Below are 19,186 nucleotides of genomic sequence, written 5' to 3'. Positions count from 1 at the left end.
CGGGGTCGGTGGGGCCGGCGCTCGTGGGGCTGGCGGTCGCGGGGGTGTCACTCATAACCAATAGGCTGCCATGCGTGAGTCGCCTCCTGCTCCTCGACGGTCATTCCCTTGCCTACCGCGCCTTCTTCGCGCTGCCGGCCGAGAACTTCTCGACCAGCACGGGCCAGCACACCAATGCTGTCTACGGCTTCACGTCGATGCTCATCAACGTGCTGCGCGACGAGCAGCCGACCCACGTGGCGGTCGCGTTCGACGTGTCCCGGCAGACCTTCCGCCTGGCCGAGTACGCCGACTACAAGGCGGGTCGCTCTGCCACACCCAGCGAGTTCTCCGGCCAGATCCCGTTGGTGCGCGAGGTGCTGGACGCCCTCAAGATCCGGTGGGTGGAGGTCGACGGCTACGAGGCCGACGACGTGATCGCCACGCTGGTCACGGAGGCGACCGCGCAGGACATGGACGTCGTCATCTGCACCGGCGACCGCGACGCCTTCCAGCTCGTCACCGACCGGGTCACGCTGCTCTACCCCGTGCGTGGGGTGTCCGAGGTCTGGCGGATGACCCCGGCCGCGGTGGAGGAGAAGTACCTCGTCGCCCCGGAGCGCTACAGCGACCTCGCAGCCCTCGTGGGCGAGACGTCCGACAACCTGCCCGGCGTGCCGGGGGTCGGTCCGAAGACCGCGGCGAAGTGGCTCGGCCAGTACGGCGACCTCACCGGGGTCGTGGCCCACGCCGACGAGATCAAGGGCAAGGCGGGCGAGTCGCTGCGCGAGCACCTCAACGACGTGCTGCGCAACCGGCGGCTCAACCAGCTCGTGCGTGACCTGCCGCTGCCGGTGACGGTCCCCGAGCTCGAGCGCCAGAACTGGGACCGCGAGCTGGTCCACACCGTGTTCGACAGCCTCGAGTTCCGGGTGCTGCGCGACCGGCTCTTCGAGTACCTCGAGGCACCCCAGGAAGAAGCCGACCACGGCTTCGAGCTCGACGGCACGGTGCTCGCTCCTGACGAGGTGGCCGGCTGGCTGGAGGAGTATGCCGCGCCCGGCACCACCGTGGGTGTGCACCTGGTGGGACAGTGGGGCCGGGGGACCGGCGACGCCACCGCCCTGGCGCTGGCCACCGACGGTGACGCCGCGGCATACCTCGACCTCACGGCGCTCGACCCGGCCGGCGAGGCCGCCGTCGGCGCGTGGCTGGCCGACCCCGAGCGTCCCAAGGTGCTCCACGACGCCAAGGGGCCGTTGCTCGCGCTGGCAGCCCGTGGCTGGCACGTCCACGGCATCGCGACCGACACGGCCCTGGCGGCCTACCTCGTGCGCCCCGACCAGCGGTCCTACGACCTGGCTGACCTCGTGCTCCGCCAGCTCGGCCGTGAGCTGCGGGCCGAGGCCGACAGCTCGGGCCAGGGCCTGCTCGACTTCGGCGACGAGGGCGACGCCGGCGCGCAGGACGCGATGGTCCGGGCCCGCGCAGTCCTCGACCTGGCCGGTTCGCTGGCCGAGCAGCTGGAGGCCACCGGCGGCACCTCCCTGCAGCAGGACCTCGAGCTGCCGCTCGAGCAGGTGCTGGCGGGCATGGAGCGCACCGGCATCGCGGCCGACGTCGACGTGATGACGGGGCTGGAGGCCGACTTCGCGGCCAAGGTGCGCGAGGCCCAGCAGGACGCCTACGACGCGCTCGGTGGCGACCAGATCAACCTCGGGTCGCCCAAGCAGCTCCAGGTCGTGCTCTTCGACACGCTCGGGCTGCCCAAGACCCGACGCACCAAGACCGGCTACACCACCGACGCCGACGCGCTCAACGACCTGTTCACCAAGACCGAGCACCCGTTCCTCGAGGCGCTGCTGCGGCACCGTGACTCGTCCCGGCTGCGGGTCACCGTCGAGGGCCTGCTCAAGTCCGTGGCCGACGACGGGCGCATCCACACCACCTACCAGCAGACCATCGCGGCGACCGGCCGGCTCTCCTCGACCGATCCCAACCTCCAGAACATCCCGATCCGTACCGACGAAGGACGCCGGATCCGCGAGGTGTTCATCGTGGGCGAGGGCTACGAGTCGCTGATGTCCGCCGACTACAGCCAGATCGAGATGCGGATCATGGCGCACCTGTCCGGCGACGAGGGCCTGATCGAGGCTTTCCGGTCGGGGGAGGACCTGCACCGGTTCGTCGGGTCGCGGGTGTTCTCGGTCGAGCCCGAGGACGTCACGGCGGCGATGCGCTCCAAGGTCAAGGCGATGTCCTACGGCCTGGCCTACGGCTTGTCGGCGTTCGGGCTGTCCAAGCAGCTGACCATCTCGACCGGCGAGGCCCAGGGCCTGATGGACGAGTACTTCGCGCGGTTCGGCGGGGTCAAGGACTACCTCGACTCGGTCGTCGCCGAGGCGCGGGGGACCGGCTACACCGAGACCATGCTGGGGCGGCGGCGCTACCTGCCCGACCTCACCTCCGACAACCGACAGCGTCGCGAGATGGCCGAGCGGATGGCTCTCAACGCGCCGATCCAGGGGTCAGCGGCCGACATCATCAAGCTCGCGATGCTGCGGGTCGAGAAGGCGCTGGCCGAGTCCGGTGCCCGCTCCCGTCAGCTGCTCCAGGTGCACGACGAGCTGGTGCTCGAGATCGCCCCAGGTGAGGCAGCCGACGTCGAGGCGCTGGTCCGCAAGGAGATGGGCGGGGCCATCGAGATGGACGTGCCGCTCGACGTCAGCGTCGGCGTCGGACGCTCCTGGTTCGACGCGGCGCACTGACCGTCAGGGGCCGCGAGGGTGGCACCCGCTCGGCTCAGCGGGTGGCCGAGCTCTTGGCGTCCTGCAGGAGCCGTTGACACAGGGCGGGCTCGCGACCCCAGCTGTTGCTGACGCGCACGTGGTCGGTGCGGCCGCCATCGTGCCCGGTCATGAACGTCAGCCGGGTCAGGTCGTTGTACCAGTCCGTGTTCCATTCGCCGACCGGGACGTAGAGGTCGTAGTCAGGGTTGTCGTCGACCCGGATCCGGGTCTGGAAGACCTCGGTGACCGCGTGGGCCGTGACCCGGATGCTGTGGCCACGCGCGACCTCGAACCACGGTGAGTAGAAGTTGCCGTCCTTGTCCTCGACGACGAGCCGAGCCTGGGGGGTGTCCTTGTCGAACTCCAGCGAGACGTAACGCATCTCCACACCGTCCTGCTCGAGCAGGCGCAGGGTGCCGGGGCGGTAGTGGACGGAGACCGGCGTGACGTCGACGACCATGTCCCGCTGCTCGACGAGGTTCCATGGTTCGTACTGGTCGCCGGTGTTGACGTAGAGCGACGCGCAGTCGCCGGTCACGTGCAGGTCGTCTGCCGTGCCGGCACCGGGCAGCTCGTCGGACTGCGACACCAGCCTGGCGAAGGAGGAGCCCGGCCCGCCACTCAGGCGTTCCTGCAGCGACAGGTAGGAGGTCAGCTCGTCGCCGCGGTGGGTCTGCGCCGCGATGAGGGACCCGGTGGCCACCTGTGCCACCACGCTGAAGGCACACAGCGTGGCCATCGCGACCACGAGGACCGGGCGGAGCAGGGCGGCGCGCGGGAGGCGCCGGCGGGAGGTCGACCAGAGGCCGATGGTCCCCACGACGACCAGCGCCGGCACGAAGTCGCTGGTGTAGCGGTTCGCGAGGTAGCCGTAGCCCATCACGCCGCCACCGACGAGGATCGTGCCGAGGGCCGGCCACCGCAGCGCGGCCACCGGGCCCTTGGCCCGACGGTCGAGCAGCACGGGGAGCGCGGCCAGCGCGAGCAGGAGCAGCAACGGCATGAACGCCGTGACGCTGCCGGTGCGGTAGGACTGGTCGAGGAAGGCGCCGGCGTAGGCGCGGGCCGGCTCCGCGGGCAGCGTGACCCACGGGAAGTAGTCCACGAACCGGATGCCGTCCGGCCGGAAGTAGTTGACCAGCGACGTCTCGAAGAACTGTGGCCCGGTGATGGTGCCGCCGTTGGCCGCCAGGGCCTGGCGCCGGTGGGCGTTCACCTGCGTCCAGACCTGGGACTCCAGGGGGAAGAGGTAGGGGTGGCCGAACTTCACCCAGTTGTAGGTGATCGAGGCACCCAAGGGGACCAGCCCGGCACTGAGGACGGCCAGCGGTCTGAGCAACACCAGTCGACCGCGGTTCGGCCGCCGACGCCGCAGCGCCGTGAGGAGCATCCAGCCGGCCAGGGCCATCGCCGCCCCACTCATCGCCCACCCACCCGGCGTGCGCGTCAGTGCCGTCGCCAGCGTGAAGCCGCCGAGCCACAGGATCGCCGTGCGTGAGGGGTCGAGGGCGACCCGCAACAGCCAGTAGGCGCAGCCCACGGCGAGGGCCGACGCCCAGAGGTAGACCTCGTGGTAGACCCACGGCAGCGCGGCGTCGAAGGTGAGAACCGTCCCTCCGGTGGCTGCGGCCAACAGGATGGCCGCGACGAGCCCGTCGGTGCGGCTGACGGCCTCGCCCGGCCGCAGGCAGTCCCTGACGAGCCAGACCATCCGCGTCGTCATGACTGCGAGCACCACCCAGGCGAGCACCATCGACGGCAGGGTGAGGCGGCCGTCGAACTCGTGGGTGAGCAGCTGCACGGGGATGCGCAGCAGGGCAGGGAAGGGCGGGAAGTACATGTAGGTCTTGCCGTCGATGATGAAGCCCTCGATCCCCAACGACCCGTTGGGGACCGCCAGCCGCCCATGGAGGAAGGCGGTGGCCTGCAGGTCGAAGAAGTTGGAGGCGAACCGTTGGGCGACGGCGGTGCGCAGGGCGTCCGTGCGGAAGTTGAGCAGCACGAGGAAGAACGGGATGCCACCGAGGACCAGTCCTGCGATGGAGGCGACCACGACTCGTCGTGACCGAGGGGCGGAGCTCAAACGCGCTCCAGCTTGTAGAGGAACTGGTAGCCGAAGAGCGTCGGCCAGACCCGCACGGCGGCCCGGTCGACGGCCGAGGCAGCCCGGGCGACCCGGCCGATGACGGGGTTGCCCCCTCGCTCGAGCACGTCCAGCGGCGAGCCCACGGTCCGGCGCTCCACGATCCGCAGGCCCGCGCCCGCGATGAGGCGCTCGAAGCTGCGGCGGGTGAAGAACCGCACGTGGCCCCGGTCGAGCGGGCCACGCTGGTCGTAGTCGAAGTTGCCGGAGGCGGTGCGCAGGCGCGGGTACCAGTGCCCGAAGTTGGGGATGCTCACCAGGATCGTGCCGTCGTCGCCGAGCCGCGAGACCAGGTCGGCCATCAGCGAGTCGGGGTCGATGACGTGCTCGAGGACGTCACCGGCCACGATCACGTCGTAGCCGGAGCCGGCCTCGGTCGGGAGCCCCTGGTTGAGGTCGGCCTCGACGAACGCGTCGATCCGCTGGCCGATGCCTTCGTGCTTGACCAGGTCGACGCCCACCACGTGGTGGCCCATCGAGCGGACGAGCCCGGCGAAGAGGCCGTCGGAGCAACCCACGTCGAGCACCGAGGCCGACGGGATCCCGGTCAGCCAGGTGAGCAGCTGGCCGTGCGAGGAGTGCGGGCTGTGCTTGACCTCGTAGGCCGCGGTGTCCACCCCGCCGCCACCGGTGGACCCCCCGAACCCCATCTGGTGGGCCCGGTGGCGCAGCACGTCGACGGCGACGTCGCGGGCGTAGGACATCCCGTTGACGTAGCAGATCTCGTCGCCGTAGTAGGTGGGGATCGGCACCTCGACGATCCGCTTCCGGGCGGCGAGCATGCCCAGGATGATCTCGGTGTCGAAGTCGAAGTCGTTGGAGTAGTCGGCGAAGGGCACGTCGCGCAGCGCGTCGGTGCGGTAGGCGCGGTAGCCGCTGTGCCACTCGGTGAGGGAGGCACCCGTCACGGCGTTCTGGAAGCGCGTGAGGATGCGGTTGCCCACGTACTTGTAGAGCGGCATACCGCCCTTGAGGGCCGACCCACGCTTCATCATCCGCGAGCCCATCACGACGTCGGCCTCGCCGGTCATCAGCGGCGAGACGATCTGCTCCATGACCTCCGGGGCGTACTGGCCGTCACCGTGCAGCAGCACGACGATGTCGAGCCCTTCCTCGATCGCCCAGCGGTACCCGAACTTCTGGTTGCCGCCGTAGCGCAGGTTCTCGACGTGCTTGATCACGGTCAGGGGGAGGGTCGAGCCGGACTTGTACTCGAGGCCGATCTCGTAGGTCTCGTCGACGCTCGCGTCGTCGCAGACCAGCACGTGGTCGAGCTGGTCGCGGAAGTCGGACGGGATGCGGTCCAGGGTCTGGCGGAGGGTGGTGGCCGCGTTGTAGGCGACCACCAGGACACCGATCCGGACTGCGGCCGGCTCGGCCGAGCCCACGCCTTCTGACGTCACTGTCATCCCTCTCGTGCTGCCCCGTGGAGTCCCGACTCGCCTCGCACTTCGATGGGCTCGGGGAATCTTACCCGTTGGTAATGAGGCGGCAGGACGTTCTGGCATACTCCGCGCCATGACCGCCGCCCTCGTCGACCTCGGCACGCTGCAGGCCCGCTTGCCCGAGCTCGCGGAGCAGTACCGCTCCGCCCAGCCGTTCCCCCACATCGTGCTCGACGACGTGCTCTTCGCGGACGCCTTCACCCGTGCCGCGCAGGAGTTCCCGGCCATGCGGGACCCGTTCTGGAAGGGCTACCTGCACGTCAACGAGACGAAGTACGGCAACACCCAGCCCGACACCTGGGGGCCGACGCTGACCGAGGTCGCCAAGGAGTTCGTGTCACCCGAGTTCGTCGGCTTCCTCGAGGAGCTGACCGGCATCAGCGACCTGCTGCCCGACTGGAGCATGGACGGCGGCGGCCTGCACCAGACGCTCCGCGGCGGGCACCTCAACATCCACGCCGACTTCACGACCCACCACGTCAACGAGCAGTGGAGCCGGCGGGTCAACATCCTGCTCTACCTCAACGAGGAATGGCGCGAGGAGTGGGGCGGCGAGCTCGAGCTCTGGGACAAGGAGATGACCGCGGCCCAGGCGAAGGTCCAGCCCGCCGGCAACCGGATGCTCATCTTCACCACGAGCGAGGACAGCTTCCACGGCCACCCGGACGCCCTCACCTGCCCGGAGGACGTGGCCCGCCGCTCGATGGCGCTCTACTACTTCACCGAGGAGGAGAACGCGGTCCGCAAGTCCACCAACTACCGGGCCCGCCCCGACGAGGCCGGCATCAAGCGGGCCGCGATCGCCGTGGACCGCGGCGCCGTCGACCTCTACGACCGCGCCAAGCGCAAGCTCGGCATCTCGGACGAGCGGGTGAGTGGCGTGCTCGAGCGCGTCAACAAGCTGCGCCGCAAGGGCTGAGTCGCCGGCGCCGCCCGAGCGGCAGCCACCCACGAGGCGGGTGTCAGGCGTCGGTCGTGACCGCGGGCCGGGGGCGCCCGATGCGGGCGGTCCACCGCTTGAGCGGCTCGTCGACCCCGCGGTGCAGCACCACGGTGATCGCCGCGAGCAGGACCACCGCCAGGATGGCCCGCGCCGAGGCGTCCCAGGACGGGGTGTGGCGGGTGATGGCGTAGAACAGCGGCAGGTGCCACACGTAGAGGGTGAGCGACGAGCCGCCCAGGACCCGCAACGGTTTGAGGTTGAAGAGCCGCACTGCCGGGTTGTCCCGGACCTGGTCGGCCGAGGCTGCCACGACGAAGAGCGTGGTGGCCGCGGCGATGGCGATGCCCTGCCACCCGAAGTAGGCATCGATCCCGAGCCGGGAGGCGCTGAAGATGACACCGATGATGACCAGGGCCGACGCGCCGATGATGGCCGTCGCGTCCCGCCTGACCATGTCGAGCCGATCCCACAGCAGCGCCGCCAACACTCCCCAGAGCGCGGCGTCGACCCGGGTCGAGGTGCGCAGCGACGCGCTGTACCAGCCCTCGGTCTGGTAGACGTGCCACCGCCACCAGGTGGCGGCAACCAGCAGGATGGCCACGCCGGCAGCGATCTTCAGCCGGTGCCGACCCCAGAGGGCGAGCACCACGGCGAGCACCACGAAGAACTGCATCTCCACACTGAGGTACCAGAGGTGGCCGAGGTCGCCCCTGGCGTCGAGTGCGTTGTCCCGCACGTACCAGTTCCACGTGTAGGTCACGATCGCCCGCACGGAGTTGGTCGTGGCCGACGAGGTGGCGGTGTCGGTGTCGTCGACCTGCGCCACGATGAGGATGACCGCGACCAGCAGGTAGACCTGCGCGCTGATCCTGATGAACCGGCGCACCAGTGTCGTGAACGGCGCGCGCTGTCCGGCCCGGGCCAGCCCTCCGAGCATGCTGCGCGTGACGAGGAAGCCGCTCAGCACGAGGAACATCGAGACCCCGATGCTCCCGGCCTTGAACCATCCGTCGAACGGTGCGATGTCGGACAGGTTGGTGAAGGGGTAGACCACCCACGCGTGCGAGAGGACGACGACCAGGATCGCGAGCCCACGCAACCCGTCGAAGGTCCCGTTCCGCGCCTCGACCTGGCGGTGTGATCCTGACACGCCGGTCACGGTATCCCACCGGCCACGCGCTGGAAGCCACCCTGCGAGGACGACACGGGAGCTGTCCGGGTCCCGGTCCGGCAGGGCCGGGTCACGACGCGTGCCGTGCCCCTCGCGGCTCCTCGGAACCGGTTGGCCTGGGCGGGCTGCGGAACAACGTCGACCTGCTCAGCCAGCGGCGGGTGGGCTCTTCGATGAACCGCTGGGCGGCATACACGATGACAGCGAGGAGGGCGACGGCAAGGACGGTCCGCGACCCCGGTGACCAGTCCTGGGTGTGCCGTGACACCGCCCAGAAGAGGGGGTAGTGCCAGACGTAGATGGCCAGCGAGGCGTTGCCGAGCCACTGCAGAGCCGGGTGCTCGAGAAAGCCACGAGCCGGCGTTGGGGGCGGCACGGAGGAGTGGCCGTCCAGTCCCTGCACCAGCGTCGCGACGAGCAGCGCCGACACGAGCGTGAACGCCAGGCCCCACTCGCGCAGGTACTGGTCCTGGGGGAGCTCGGGGGAGAGCAGCACGAGCCCGCCGAGGGCGGCCAGGCACCCGGGGACCAGCCAGCGGTCGCGCCGCTCGAGGAGCCCGAGCCCGGGCAGCAGCACCGCGATGAGGGCGCCGAGCAGCAGCCCGTCGGCGCGGGTCGTGACGAGCAGGGACGCGGGCCAGGTGCCCCCGTCGTGGAGCACGACGTAGCGGTTCACGACGACCAGGACGGCAGCCACCCCCAGCCCGACCGCGAAGACCCGCCGGAACCCGGCGAGCAGGATGACCGCCAGGGGGAGGACGAGGTAGACCTGCTGCTGGACGCTGAGGTACCAGAGGTGGCCGAGGTCTGCGCGGGCCTCCAGCGCGTGGTCGACCAGGTAGGTGTTCCACGTGTATGTCAGCACGCTCACCAGCGAGCGCTGGGTGGTCGTGTCCGAGGTCGCGTCGGTGGGGTCGAACCGGTTCATGAGGAGGACCGCGGCGGCCATCGGCACGAGCTGCACGCCGATGCGGACGATGCGCCGCAGGTAGAACCGGAACGGGTCGAGCACACCGCGCTCGCGCTCGCGCAGCAGGTTGTGCGTGACGATGAAGCCACCGACCACGAAGAAGACGGTGACGGAGCCGCCGTGGAAGAGCCCGCGCACCACGGGGATCGCCTCGATGGTCTCCTTGGGATAGATGATCCAGGAGTGCGTCAGCAGCACCAGGATGATCGTGAGGCCGCGCAGGCCGTCGAGCGCAGCAACCCGTGAGCCCGGGCGGGTCGACTGCGTTTCCATGGCACGCACGGTATCCGTTGGGTGGAGTTGTCCCGAATCGCCACGGCCGCCCCACGGTGCCGCTGGTAGGTTCTGCGCGACCGGAGGACGGGGTGCGGATGACGACGGGCCAGGCGCCTGCGAGACCAGGGTGGCGCGAGGCTCTCGTGCCGGTGGTCGTCACCGTCGTCACGGCTGCCGTGGTGCTGGGGCCGGCGCTGCGTCCCGGCGTCGTCCTCACGTACGACCTCGCCTGGTCTCCCGATGCGCGGCTCACGCCCTTCGCCACCGGTGTCGACACCCCGGCTCCGCGCGCCGTCCCGAGCGACGCGGCGACCTGGCTGCTCGGGCTGCTGGTCACGCCGGGCGTGGCGCAGAAGCTCGTCCTCGGGGGAGTGCTCGTGCTGGCCGGCCTCGGTGCCACCGGCCTGGTCCGGGTGCTGCGTCCGACTGCGGGCCGCCTCGCGGCCTGCGCCGCCGCGGTGGCGGCCGTGTGGAACCCGTTCGTGGCCGAACGCCTGGTGATCGGTCAGTGGACCGTCCTGCTCGGGTATGCCGTGCTGCCCTGGGCGGTGCGCGCCGCACTTCGCGTCCGAGCCGGGCGCGGCACGGTGACAGCCCTGTGCGGGTGGGCGGTGCTCGCCTCCGTCGGCGGCGCGAACTCCCTCGTGCTGGTCGGTCCGCCGGTCCTGGTGCTGCTCCTCCTCCCGCAGCCGGTGTGGCGCGCGGTCCTCGCCTGGCTCGCGGTCGTCGCCGGGGGCGCGGGAGCCTGGGCGGTGCCCGCCCTGTGGGGTGGCCTGGCCTCGGACCCCGCCGGCTTCACGGTCTTCGCGGCCCGCTCCGACGGCCCGATGGGACTGGTGGTCTCGCTGGCCGGGGGCGGCGGCTTCTGGAACCCCGCGTCCTACCCAGCCGAACGGCGGGTCGCCGCGCTCGCCGTGGCTGCCGCCGTGCTGACCACGGCAGGTGTCGTGGCCGTGGCCCGGCAGGCCCGGCAGTCCCGCCGGGCCCACCGAGCCCGGGACCGGGAGCGGCCCGGACCGGCCGACCACGCCGGCCAGCGCGTGGGCAGCGGCGTCCCCGTGCTGGTCGCGGTGGCGTTGCTGGGCCTGCTGCTGGCCGTCGCCAGCGGCACCGCGTGGTCGGCCGACGCCTGGGCGCGGCTGGCCGAGGTCCCGGGCGGCGCGCTGCTGCGGGACAGCCAGAAGGTCGTCGCGCTCTGGGTCGTCCTCGGGGCGGCCGGCGTGGGCCTCCTCGTCGACGGGCTGGTCCACCACCGAGCCGCCGCGCTCGTCCCGGCCATCGGCCTGGCCGTCGTGGCACCACTGGTGCTGCCCACCCTGGCCTGGGGTGAGCGGAGCCGGATCGAGGCGGTCACGGTGCCCGCGGACCTGCGCGCTGCCGCGGCCGAGCTGTCCAGTGCCCCGGCGGGAGAGGTCGGCCTCCTGCCCTGGCGGCAGTACCGCCGCTACGGCTGGAACGACGCCCGGGTGAGCCTGAGCCTGGTGCCGCGGATGGTCGACCAGCGGGTGGTCTACGACGACTCGTTGCCGCTGAGCTCGGGCCGGATCGCGGGGGAGAGCCCACGGTCCGCGGCCGTCACCGCCGCGGTCGACGGCGGCGCCGACGCGTGGGATGCGCTGGTGGCGCAGGGCGTTCGCTACGTCGTCGTCGAGAAGGACACCGGGCTCCCGACCCCGGACCTGCCCGCCGGTGCCGGCCGAGTCCTCGCGGACACGGCTCACCTGCAGGTCGTCGAGGTGGCCGGGTCGTCCGGCGCGACGACGGGGGCGACCACGGGAGCGACCGGTCAGGGTGGTCGGGCCGGCTCGGCCACGGGCTGGGGTGTGACGCTCGCAACACTCGCCGCGTGGCTTGTCCTGGCGACCCGGCGGGTCCTGCGCAGAAATGGCTGAGCGAACCGAACTCGCTGGTAGGGTTCCGCCCATGACCAATGCTGTTAGCGGCATCGCCGCCCTCGTGACCGGTGCCGTGCTGGCCCTGCTGGCCATCTTCGGCGGCACCGCGGCGCTGACCCCGTCCGTCGCGGCGAACAACTCGCCGGTCGTCAACTACGACGGCAACTGACCGCACCTTCTTCGCTGGCGGGCTGCTGACCTCGGTCAGTGGTCCGTTTCGCTGTCCGCGACCTGGTCGGGCTCGCTCGGGGGATCGAGCTCTGGCGCCGCCGCGGCATACAGCAGTGACTCCCACCGGCTGACCGTCTCCGACCAGCGGAACCTCGTCACCCACTGCACGACGCGCTCACTCATCGCGCTCCTGGCCGCGGCGTCGTCGAGCAGCGCACCCAGCGCGGCGGTGAACTCGCGCGGTCCGCCGTGGACGAGCACCCCGGTCTCGCCGTCGCGGACCGAGTCGTTGAGGCCGCCGACGTCGGCGAACGCCACGGTGGGCGTGCCGTGCACCCCGGCCTCCACGACCACCAGGCCCCAGCCCTCCTTGAGGCTGGGCAGGGCCAGCACCCAGGCCTCGGCGAGGAGCCGGTGCTTCTCTGCCTCCGAGACGTGGCCGGTGAAGGTGGTGCGGTCCCGGATGCCGAGCTCGTCGGCGACTCGGTGCAGCTCGGTGTCCCAGTAGCCGGAGCCGACCACCCACAGCTCGAGGTCCGGTCGGTCGACGGCGAGCTCACGCACGGCCTGCATGGCGATCTCGACGCGCTTCTGCGGGACGAGCCGGCCGAGGACCACCACGACCGGGTGGTCGGCCCGGCTCACGTGCTCGTCCGCGACGGCGTCGGTGCCGTTGTGGATCACCGTCACCCGCGACGGCTCCACGCCGAGCCCACCCAGCTCGTCGCGGGTCGACTCCGACACGGCGACGTAGCGGCTGTGGCCGTACACGCGGGGCGCCACCTTCGACTCGAGGAACCACCCGGCCCGCGCGACGGTCGGCCCGAACACCACGCCCCACTGCTCGCGGTGGACGTGGTGGACGAGGTTGACGACCGGGCTGCCGGACCGGACGAGGGGGCTGAGGAAGGGCACGCCGTTCTGCACGTCGACGACCACGTCGGCCCGGTGCCGGCCCAGGGCGAGGGCAGCCAGGGAGCGCAGGTAGACGCCGTAGCGCCCGCCCCGGCGCAGGTACCGCACGCCGTCGACGGTCTCGCGCGGCAGCGCTCCCGGGTAGGCGGCGGTGCGGACGGTGACGCGGTGACCGCGGCCGGCCAGCCCGGTCGCGACCTCGCTCAGGTACTTCTCGGAGCCGCCGGCCTCAGGGTGGTTCATGTCCCGCCAGTTGAGCAGCAGGACGGACAACGGCTTGCGCACTCAGAAATCCTTGGTGGTGTGGGCACGCCCGAACGGACCACGCGGTCCGGCTGGCTAGCATGCACGGGTGGATCAGCGACCGACGCGACGGTATCGCACCGCTGGTCGGTCGCTCCGCCTCTTCCGGTCCTTCCTCGTGGAGCAGAGCGACCCCGACCGTTTCTACGGCGACCTCGCCGACGACACGGTCGCGCTGCTGTCCGGGCACACCGACCTCGCGGGGGCGGCCGTCCTCGACGTGGGCGCCGGTCCCCGGCAGTTCGCGGCCGCCTTCGCCGGTGCCGGGGCGCGCTACGTGGGCCTGGACGTCGCGGTCGGCGACCTCGCCGACGCCGCGGCCCCTGACGTGGTGGGCGTGGGGGAGCGGCTGCCGTTCGCCGACGCGAGCCTCGACGTCGTCCTGTCGAGCAACGTCATGGAGCACGTCCCGAGGCCCGGGGTGGTGGCCCGCGAGATGGTGCGCGTCGTGCGCCCGGGTGGGCTGGTGTTCATCTCCTACACCGCGTGGGCGTCGCCCTGGGGCGGCCACGAGACCTCGCCGTGGCACGTCTTCGGCGGGGAGTATGCCGCGCGGCGCTACGAGCGGGTCAACGGCCGCCCGCCCAAGAACCGGTTCGGGACGTCCATGTTCGCGGCCAGGGTCGGCGACGGAGTCCGGTGGGCCCGCTCGCAGGACGACCTCGTCGTCGAGGAGCTCTCGCCGCGCTACCACCCCGACTGGGCGCGCGCGGTCGTCGAGGTGCCGGTGCTGCGCGAGGTCGCGACCTGGAACCTCATGATGGTGCTGCGGCGCCGGTGACCGCTTCCCCCCTGTCCGCAGGTCGCCGACCCGCCGGTGTCCGGGCGGCCCCGGACCCGACGGTGCCCTCGCTGGTGGACCGGGTCCGCACCCTCACCTGCCTGCTGGTGCTCTGGACCGTCGCCTTCGCCCAGCAGCCCGGCAAGGTGGTGGCCGACACCAAGATCGACCTCGCCCTCGACCCGTGGGGACTGATGTCCCGCGCGCTGCACCTGTGGGACCCGAGCACGACCTTCGGCGTGCTGCAGAACCAGGGCTACGGCTACCTCTTCCCCATGGGCCCGTTCGCGGCCGTGGGCCAGCTGGTCGCGGCCCCGTGGGTGGTGCAGCGGCTCTGGTGGGCGGCCCTGCTGACCGCGGGCTTCCTCGCGATGCGGGGCCTCCTGGCTGCCTGGCGGGTCGCCGACCCGGTCACCCGACAGGTCGCCGCCGTCGCGTTCGCCCTGTCGCCCCGGGTCGTCAGCACGCTGGGGCCGATCTCGTCGGAGTCGGCTCCGGCACTGCTCGCGCCCGCGATCCTCCTGCCCCTGGTGCTCGCCGGCGAGGGCCGACTCGGCCAGCGTCGGGCGGCCGCGCTGTCGGCGCTCGCCGTGCTCTGCTGCGGCGGGGTCAACGCGACGGCCACGGCGTTCGCGGTCGTCCCGGCCGGCCTGTGGTTGGTCACGCGACGAGCGTGGTGGCGCACGCCGCTGACCTGGTGGTGGGCCGGGTCGGTGGCGGCGGCGTCGGCGTGGTGGGCCGTGCCGCTCGTGGTCCTGGGGCGCTACTCGCCGCCGTTCCTCGACTGGATCGAGTCGTCCGACGCGGTGACCCGCACCATCAGCCTGCTCGACGACCTGCGCGGGACCTCCCACTGGCTCGGCCACCTGGTCACGCAGGCCGGGCCCTGGTGGAACGCCGGGTACGACCTCGTCGCCTCGCCGGGGCTGGTGATCGGGACCGCTCTGGCCGCCGCGGTCGGTCTCGCCGGCCTGACCTTGCACGGGTTGCCGCACCGCGACTACCTCGTCGGTCTCGCCCTGGTGGGGGTGCTCGTCCTGGCGCTGCCGCACAGTGGCCCCCTGGACAGCCCGCTGCGACCGTTCGTCCAGGACCTGCTCGACGGCCCACTCGCGCCGTTGCGCAACGTGCACAAGGCCGACCCGTTGCTCCGGCTGCCGCTGGCGACCGCCTTGGCCCACGTCGTCGGCCGGCTGGCCCAGCGCGACCGTCGGGTGCCTCACGTGCCCGCTCGGGCCGCTCGGCCGGCGGTCGTCCTCGCCGCGCTGATCGCCTGCGTCGCCGCGCTGAGCCCGGTGCTGCCCGGTCTCGCGGGCCAGCTGGCCTCCCGTGGCTCCTTCGTCGCGGTGCCGCAGGAGTGGCGCCAGGCCGGCCGGTGGCTCGACCGCCAACCCGGTGGGGGGACCGCGCTCGTCGTCCCTGCGTCCAACTTCGACGAGTACACCTGGGGCCGGCCGCTCGACCTCGTCCTGCGCACCCAGACCTCGACCGACACCGCCGTCCGCGACGCCGTGCCGCTGACGCCCGCCAACACGGTGCGACTGCTCGACTCGGTCGAGACCCGGCTGCAGACCGGACGTGACCTCGGTGGCGTCGTCGACGTGCTCCGCTCGGCCGGGGTGCGCCACGTGGTGCTCCGCAACGACCTCGACACCTCCTCGACCGGCGGGGTCCCGGTGTCGGTGGCGCGCTCGGCCATCGCCCGGACGCCCGCGCTGACCCAGGTGGCGGCCTTCGGCAACACCTACGTCGACGGCACCGGCCAGCGCCTCCGGCCCGTGGAGATCTACGCGGTCGACGGCTCGTCCGCCCCCGCCGCAGAGCTCACCCCACTCTCGGAGGTGCAGTCGGCGTCCGGGGCGAGCGAGAGCCTGCCCGACCTGCGCGACGCGGGCATCGACGGGCCGGTGGTCTTCGACGGCGACGCCTCCTCGAGCGCGGCGGCGGCTCGGGTCGCGCACGACGCCTCGGTCGGTGGACGCCGGGTGGTCACCGACGGCCTGCGGGCTCGCGACCGCGCGTTCGGCGCGACCCGGGGCAGGGACGTCAGCCAGACCCTGTCGGCCGACCACCTGTCCGGGGCCCACGACTACCTGCCGTGGAGCGACCCACGACTGCGCACCACTGTCGCGTGGACGGGGCTTCGGGACCTCGAGGCGTCCGGGTCGCTGGCCACCGACGCCGGTCCCGGTGGGCTCGACCCGGCCGACCGGCCGTTCTCCGCCGTCGACGGTCTCGCCACCACGGCCTGGGTGGTCGCCGCCGACGGGCGGCCCTCGCTGACGGTGACGTTCGACCGGCCGCGGTCGGTCGACGGTCTCGAGGTCTCGGCGCTCGCCGACAAGGCCCGCTTCGGTGACTTCCTCGGCATACCCACGCGACTGAAGGTGACCACCGACTCGGGCGACACCGTCGTCCCACTGGCCGCCACCGGTCGGTCGCAGGTGGTGACCGGGCTGCCCTCGGGCAGCACGACGCGACTGCGGATCGAGATCCTCGGGACCGACCGGGGCGCCGACGCGCTGGTCACCGGCCTCACGGAGGTGCGGGTGCCGGGGCTCGTGGCCAGGGAGAGCGTCGTCGTGGCCCACCCGGGTCCGGCGCCCGCCGACGCCTTCGTGCTGTCCGAGCAGTACCGCGGCACCGACGGCTGCGTCGAGGTCCGCGACGAGTTCGTCTGCGGCGGCGAGCAACGTGCTCCCGAGGACGCGGCGGGACTCGACCGCACCGTCCCGGTCACCGACGGAGTCGCGTATGCCGTGCGCGGCACCCTGGGTGCCGTCCCCGGTCCGGGACTCGACGCGGTGCTCGACCTCGGTGCGCCCGGCACGGTGACCGCGAGCAGCCGGCTGTCGCGGGCTCCGCAGGCTCGTCCCGGTGCCGTGCTCGACGGCGACCCGGCGACCGCCTGGGCGCCCGACCCGGCGGACGCCACGCCCACCCTGTCGGTGGAGCTCGCCCGGACCGCGACGGTCTCCCACCTCCGGCTGCAGACCCGCGGCGAGTGGCTGACCGGGCGCGACGTGACCGCCCAGGTCACCGTCGGCGGCACCGTGCAGCTGGCCGAGGTAGGCCAGGACGGCAGCTTCGCCATCCGCCCGGCCACGGGTCGCAGCCTCCGCATACGGCTCCTGCTCGCCGCCACGCGACAGGACGCCGAGCGCGACGCCAAGCCCGCCGCGGGCATGCAGGTCAGCGAGCTGGTCATCGACGGCGTGCAGCCCACGCCCGCCCGGGAGCAGGTCGCGGCGGAGTGCGGCACCGGCCCCCAGCTGCTGGTCGAGGGCGTGTCGGTGCCGACGCGGGTCAGTGGTCCACGTGCGGCCGCCTTCGGGGTCGGCGAGCTCGACTACGAGGCCTGCGAACCGGTGCGGATGAGTGCACCCGAGGGGCGAGTGGTGGTGGAGTCGTGGGGTGGGTTCGTCCCCGACCGGCTGGTCCTGACGCGCAGCGACCAGGCCCCGCCGACGGCGACCCCGGCGCGGTCGGTCCGGGTGGGGGCCACGGCGGTGGGTCAGGTGTCGGCCGAGGTGGGTCCGGGTGCGGCCGGGCTCCTCACCCTGCCCCAGAACGCCAACCCGGGCTGGCGCGCGACCCTCGACGGTCGACGGCTCGACCCCGTCACCGTGGACGGCTGGAAGCAGGGGTTCGTGGTGCCGGAGGGGGCCGGCGGGACGGTGGCGGTGAGCTTCGGTCCGGACGGCCCCTACCGCTGGGGACTGCTGCTGGGCCTCGTGCTGGTGCTGCTCGTCGGCGCCAGCGCCCTCACGCCCTCGAGGCGTCGAGCCGGTGCCGATCCAGCGGCGGTTTCCGCGGGGCCGGCTGCGCCGCGGGGGTCGGTGCGAAGGTCGGCGGCCATGCTGGTCCGGGCGTGGGCCGGGCCGGTCGTGGCGCTGCTCGTGGGCTTCCTGCTCGCCGGCTGGTGGGGCGCTGTCACCGCCGGGCCCTGCGTCCTGCTGACCAGCGGACCCCTTCCGCGCGTGCCGCGCCGACTGCGACCCCTGCTGGTCGGCGGTCTGGTGGTCGGGCTGGTCACGGTCGCCGGGGTCATCCAGGCCTGGTGGGCCCCGGGGCGGCTGGGCGGGGCGGGCGTCGAGGGCACCCTTCGGCTGCTGTGCGTCGCGGCCCTGGCCCTGGTCGTCAGCGGGTCCTGGCGTGCACCCGGTCCATCAGCGGACGCTCGACCAGACGCTCGCTGAGCGCGGCCAGCCCCAGGGTGACCGGCACGCCCACGGCCAGGAGGGCGAGCGCGCCACCGGTGAAGTAGTTGATCCCCGTCACGGCGTAGATCGCCTCGAACACCGGCAGGTGCCACAGGAACACGCCGTAGGAGATCCGCCCGAGGTAGCGCGCCGGCGCCGACCCCAGCGCGCGGCTGAACGCGTCGCTCCCGCCGCCGAACAGCAGCGGAACCATGAGACCCGCCGTCACGACCGAGCCCAGCACCCCCTTGCCCGCGAGCTGGATGCCGGCGACCGGACCCAGGGTGAGTGGCCCGGCGACGGTGGTGGTGGCGAGCAGGTATGCGCCGCAGGCCAGCGCCAGGCAGGTGCCCGGGTAGGCGGCCAGGTCGCGCAGCACGCGGTGCGCCCGCAGGGCAGGGGCGGCGCGCACCACGGACAGCGCCATCCCGAGCGCGAACTCCGGCCAGTGTGCCGGCAGCCAGCGCCCTGCGAGGCTGTCGCCCCCGATCTGCACCAGCCCGGACACGACGGCTGCGGCGAGCCCGAGCACCCAGCTGGCCGCGAGGACGCGCAGGACGACCGACGGGCGCGCGGTGCGACGTCGCAGGGCGAGGAAGGCGAAGGGGAGGACGAGGTAGAACGCGACCTCAGTCGCCAGGCTCCAGGTCTGCGTGTAGCCGTCGAGCAGCGCGTCGGGGAGGTAGATCTGGGTGAGGGACGCGTTGGCCAGCCAGACCCGCGCGGGCGGGCGCACCGCGACGCCGACGACCAGCAGGCCCACCCAGAAGGCCGGCAGCACCCGGACCGCCCGGCGGGCGTAATAGCCCGGCAGGTCCACCCGGCCCGACCTGGCCCACTCGCGGCCCATCGCGGCATACAGGAGGAAGCCCGACAGGGCGAAGAAGATCGAGACTCCCAGGTCACCGCGGCCGAGGAGGCGACCCACCACCCCGAAGGACACTGCGCCGGTCAGGAAACCGACGTGGGTGAGCACCACCAGACCCGCTGCGACGGCCCTCAGACCGTCCAGCGGGCCGAGTCGTTGCAGGTCAGGGGACACGCTCGGCGGGTTCGTCGAAGGTGCGCTCGTCGCCGCCCTACTCGCTGGTAGAGTCCCGCCAGTCGGGTCGGCTTCGGCCATGCCCGCAGGATAGTCATCAGTCAGCTGGCCGCCGGGGTCCAGCCGCGCCAGCACCTGCGCTGCGCGGTCGCCGTCGGACC

Annotated in this window: 12 protein-coding genes; 6 read left to right on the top strand and 6 right to left on the bottom strand. The window is 72.5% G+C overall.

Annotation, left to right across the window (positions count from 1 at the left end):
* Positions 1–74: 74 nt before the first annotated feature.
* The gene (gene polA / locus ASG91_RS03365) at positions 75–2,747 is read left to right on the top strand and encodes a DNA polymerase I (protein ID WP_056921150.1); all 2,673 of its coding nucleotides are present in this window, start codon (positions 75–77) and stop codon (positions 2,745–2,747) included.
* A gap of 34 nt (positions 2,748–2,781) precedes the next feature.
* Here the strand turns inward: polA and ASG91_RS03360 are convergent, their stop codons facing one another.
* Entirely contained in the window at positions 2,782–4,821 is a 2,040-nt protein-coding gene (locus ASG91_RS03360; protein ID WP_056921149.1) for a hypothetical protein, read from the bottom strand.
* A gap of 26 nt (positions 4,822–4,847) precedes the next feature.
* Positions 4,848–6,320, bottom strand: a complete 1,473-nt coding sequence (locus ASG91_RS03355) for a bifunctional glycosyltransferase/class I SAM-dependent methyltransferase (RefSeq protein ID WP_056921148.1) — start codon at positions 6,318–6,320, stop codon at positions 4,848–4,850.
* Between the two features lie 109 nt (positions 6,321–6,429).
* On the opposite strand from ASG91_RS03355, the gene ASG91_RS03350 reads away from it, so the two are divergent.
* Positions 6,430–7,275: a 2OG-Fe(II) oxygenase gene (locus tag ASG91_RS03350; RefSeq protein ID WP_056921147.1), complete on the top strand. Its 846-nt coding sequence runs from the start codon at positions 6,430–6,432 to the stop codon at positions 7,273–7,275.
* Between the two features lie 43 nt (positions 7,276–7,318).
* Here ASG91_RS03350 and ASG91_RS03345 read toward each other — a convergent pair whose 3' ends face one another.
* The gene (locus tag ASG91_RS03345) at positions 7,319–8,449 is read right to left on the bottom strand and encodes an acyltransferase (RefSeq protein ID WP_162257497.1); all 1,131 of its coding nucleotides are present in this window, start codon (positions 8,447–8,449) and stop codon (positions 7,319–7,321) included.
* Positions 8,450–8,540: 91 nt separating this feature from the next.
* Complete coding sequence (locus tag ASG91_RS03340) at positions 8,541–9,713, bottom strand: acyltransferase (protein ID WP_056921145.1); 1,173 nt, start codon at positions 9,711–9,713, stop codon at positions 8,541–8,543.
* 146 nt (positions 9,714–9,859) lie between these two features.
* Here ASG91_RS03340 and ASG91_RS03335 point away from each other — a divergent pair, with 146 nt between their 5' ends.
* Entirely contained in the window at positions 9,860–11,608 is a 1,749-nt protein-coding gene (locus ASG91_RS03335; RefSeq protein ID WP_056921144.1) for a hypothetical protein, read from the top strand.
* Between the two features lie 31 nt (positions 11,609–11,639).
* A complete protein-coding gene (locus ASG91_RS20500) occupies positions 11,640–11,780 on the top strand; it encodes a hypothetical protein (RefSeq protein WP_157581938.1) in 141 nt (46 codons plus the stop codon).
* Between the two features lie 35 nt (positions 11,781–11,815).
* Here ASG91_RS20500 and ASG91_RS03330 read toward each other — a convergent pair whose 3' ends face one another.
* Positions 11,816–12,982 (bottom strand): glycosyltransferase family 4 protein, encoded by a 1,167-nt coding sequence (locus ASG91_RS03330; RefSeq protein WP_056921143.1) that lies wholly within the window; start codon positions 12,980–12,982, stop codon positions 11,816–11,818.
* Between the two features lie 67 nt (positions 12,983–13,049).
* Here ASG91_RS03330 and ASG91_RS03325 point away from each other — a divergent pair, with 67 nt between their 5' ends.
* Positions 13,050–13,781: a class I SAM-dependent methyltransferase gene (locus ASG91_RS03325; RefSeq protein ID WP_056921142.1), complete on the top strand. Its 732-nt coding sequence runs from the start codon at positions 13,050–13,052 to the stop codon at positions 13,779–13,781.
* Positions 13,778–17,980, top strand: coding sequence for an alpha-(1->3)-arabinofuranosyltransferase family protein (locus ASG91_RS03320; protein ID WP_162257496.1), 4,203 nt, complete (start codon positions 13,778–13,780; stop codon positions 17,978–17,980). Before ASG91_RS03325 ends, ASG91_RS03320 begins: the two co-directional genes overlap by 4 nt.
* Here ASG91_RS03320 and ASG91_RS03315 read toward each other — a convergent pair.
* On the bottom strand, positions 17,922–19,025 hold the full coding sequence (locus ASG91_RS03315; protein ID WP_162257495.1) for an acyltransferase: 1,104 nt from the start codon (positions 19,023–19,025) through the stop codon (positions 17,922–17,924). The genes ASG91_RS03320 and ASG91_RS03315 overlap by 59 nt on opposite strands.
* Between the last annotated feature and the right edge of the window lie 161 nt (positions 19,026–19,186).

It is taken from the genome of Phycicoccus sp. Soil802 (genome assembly GCF_001429605.1).
Lineage (GTDB): Bacteria > Actinomycetota > Actinomycetes > Actinomycetales > Dermatophilaceae > Pedococcus.
Note: the sequence above shows the minus strand (reverse complement) of the source record. Positions and strands in the feature narration are given on the sequence as shown.

Coding starts and splice junctions, on each gene's coding strand:
- ASG91_RS03350 (WP_056921147.1), top strand. CDS start 6,430: ATGACCGCCGCCCTCGTCGACCTCGGCACGCTGCAGGCCCGCTTGCCC.
- ASG91_RS20500 (WP_157581938.1), top strand. CDS start 11,640: ATGACCAATGCTGTTAGCGGCATCGCCGCCCTCGTGACCGGTGCCGTG.
- ASG91_RS03340 (WP_056921145.1), bottom strand. CDS start 9,713: ATGGAAACGCAGTCGACCCGCCCGGGCTCACGGGTTGCTGCGCTCGAC.
- ASG91_RS03355 (WP_056921148.1), bottom strand. CDS start 6,320: ATGACAGTGACGTCAGAAGGCGTGGGCTCGGCCGAGCCGGCCGCAGTC.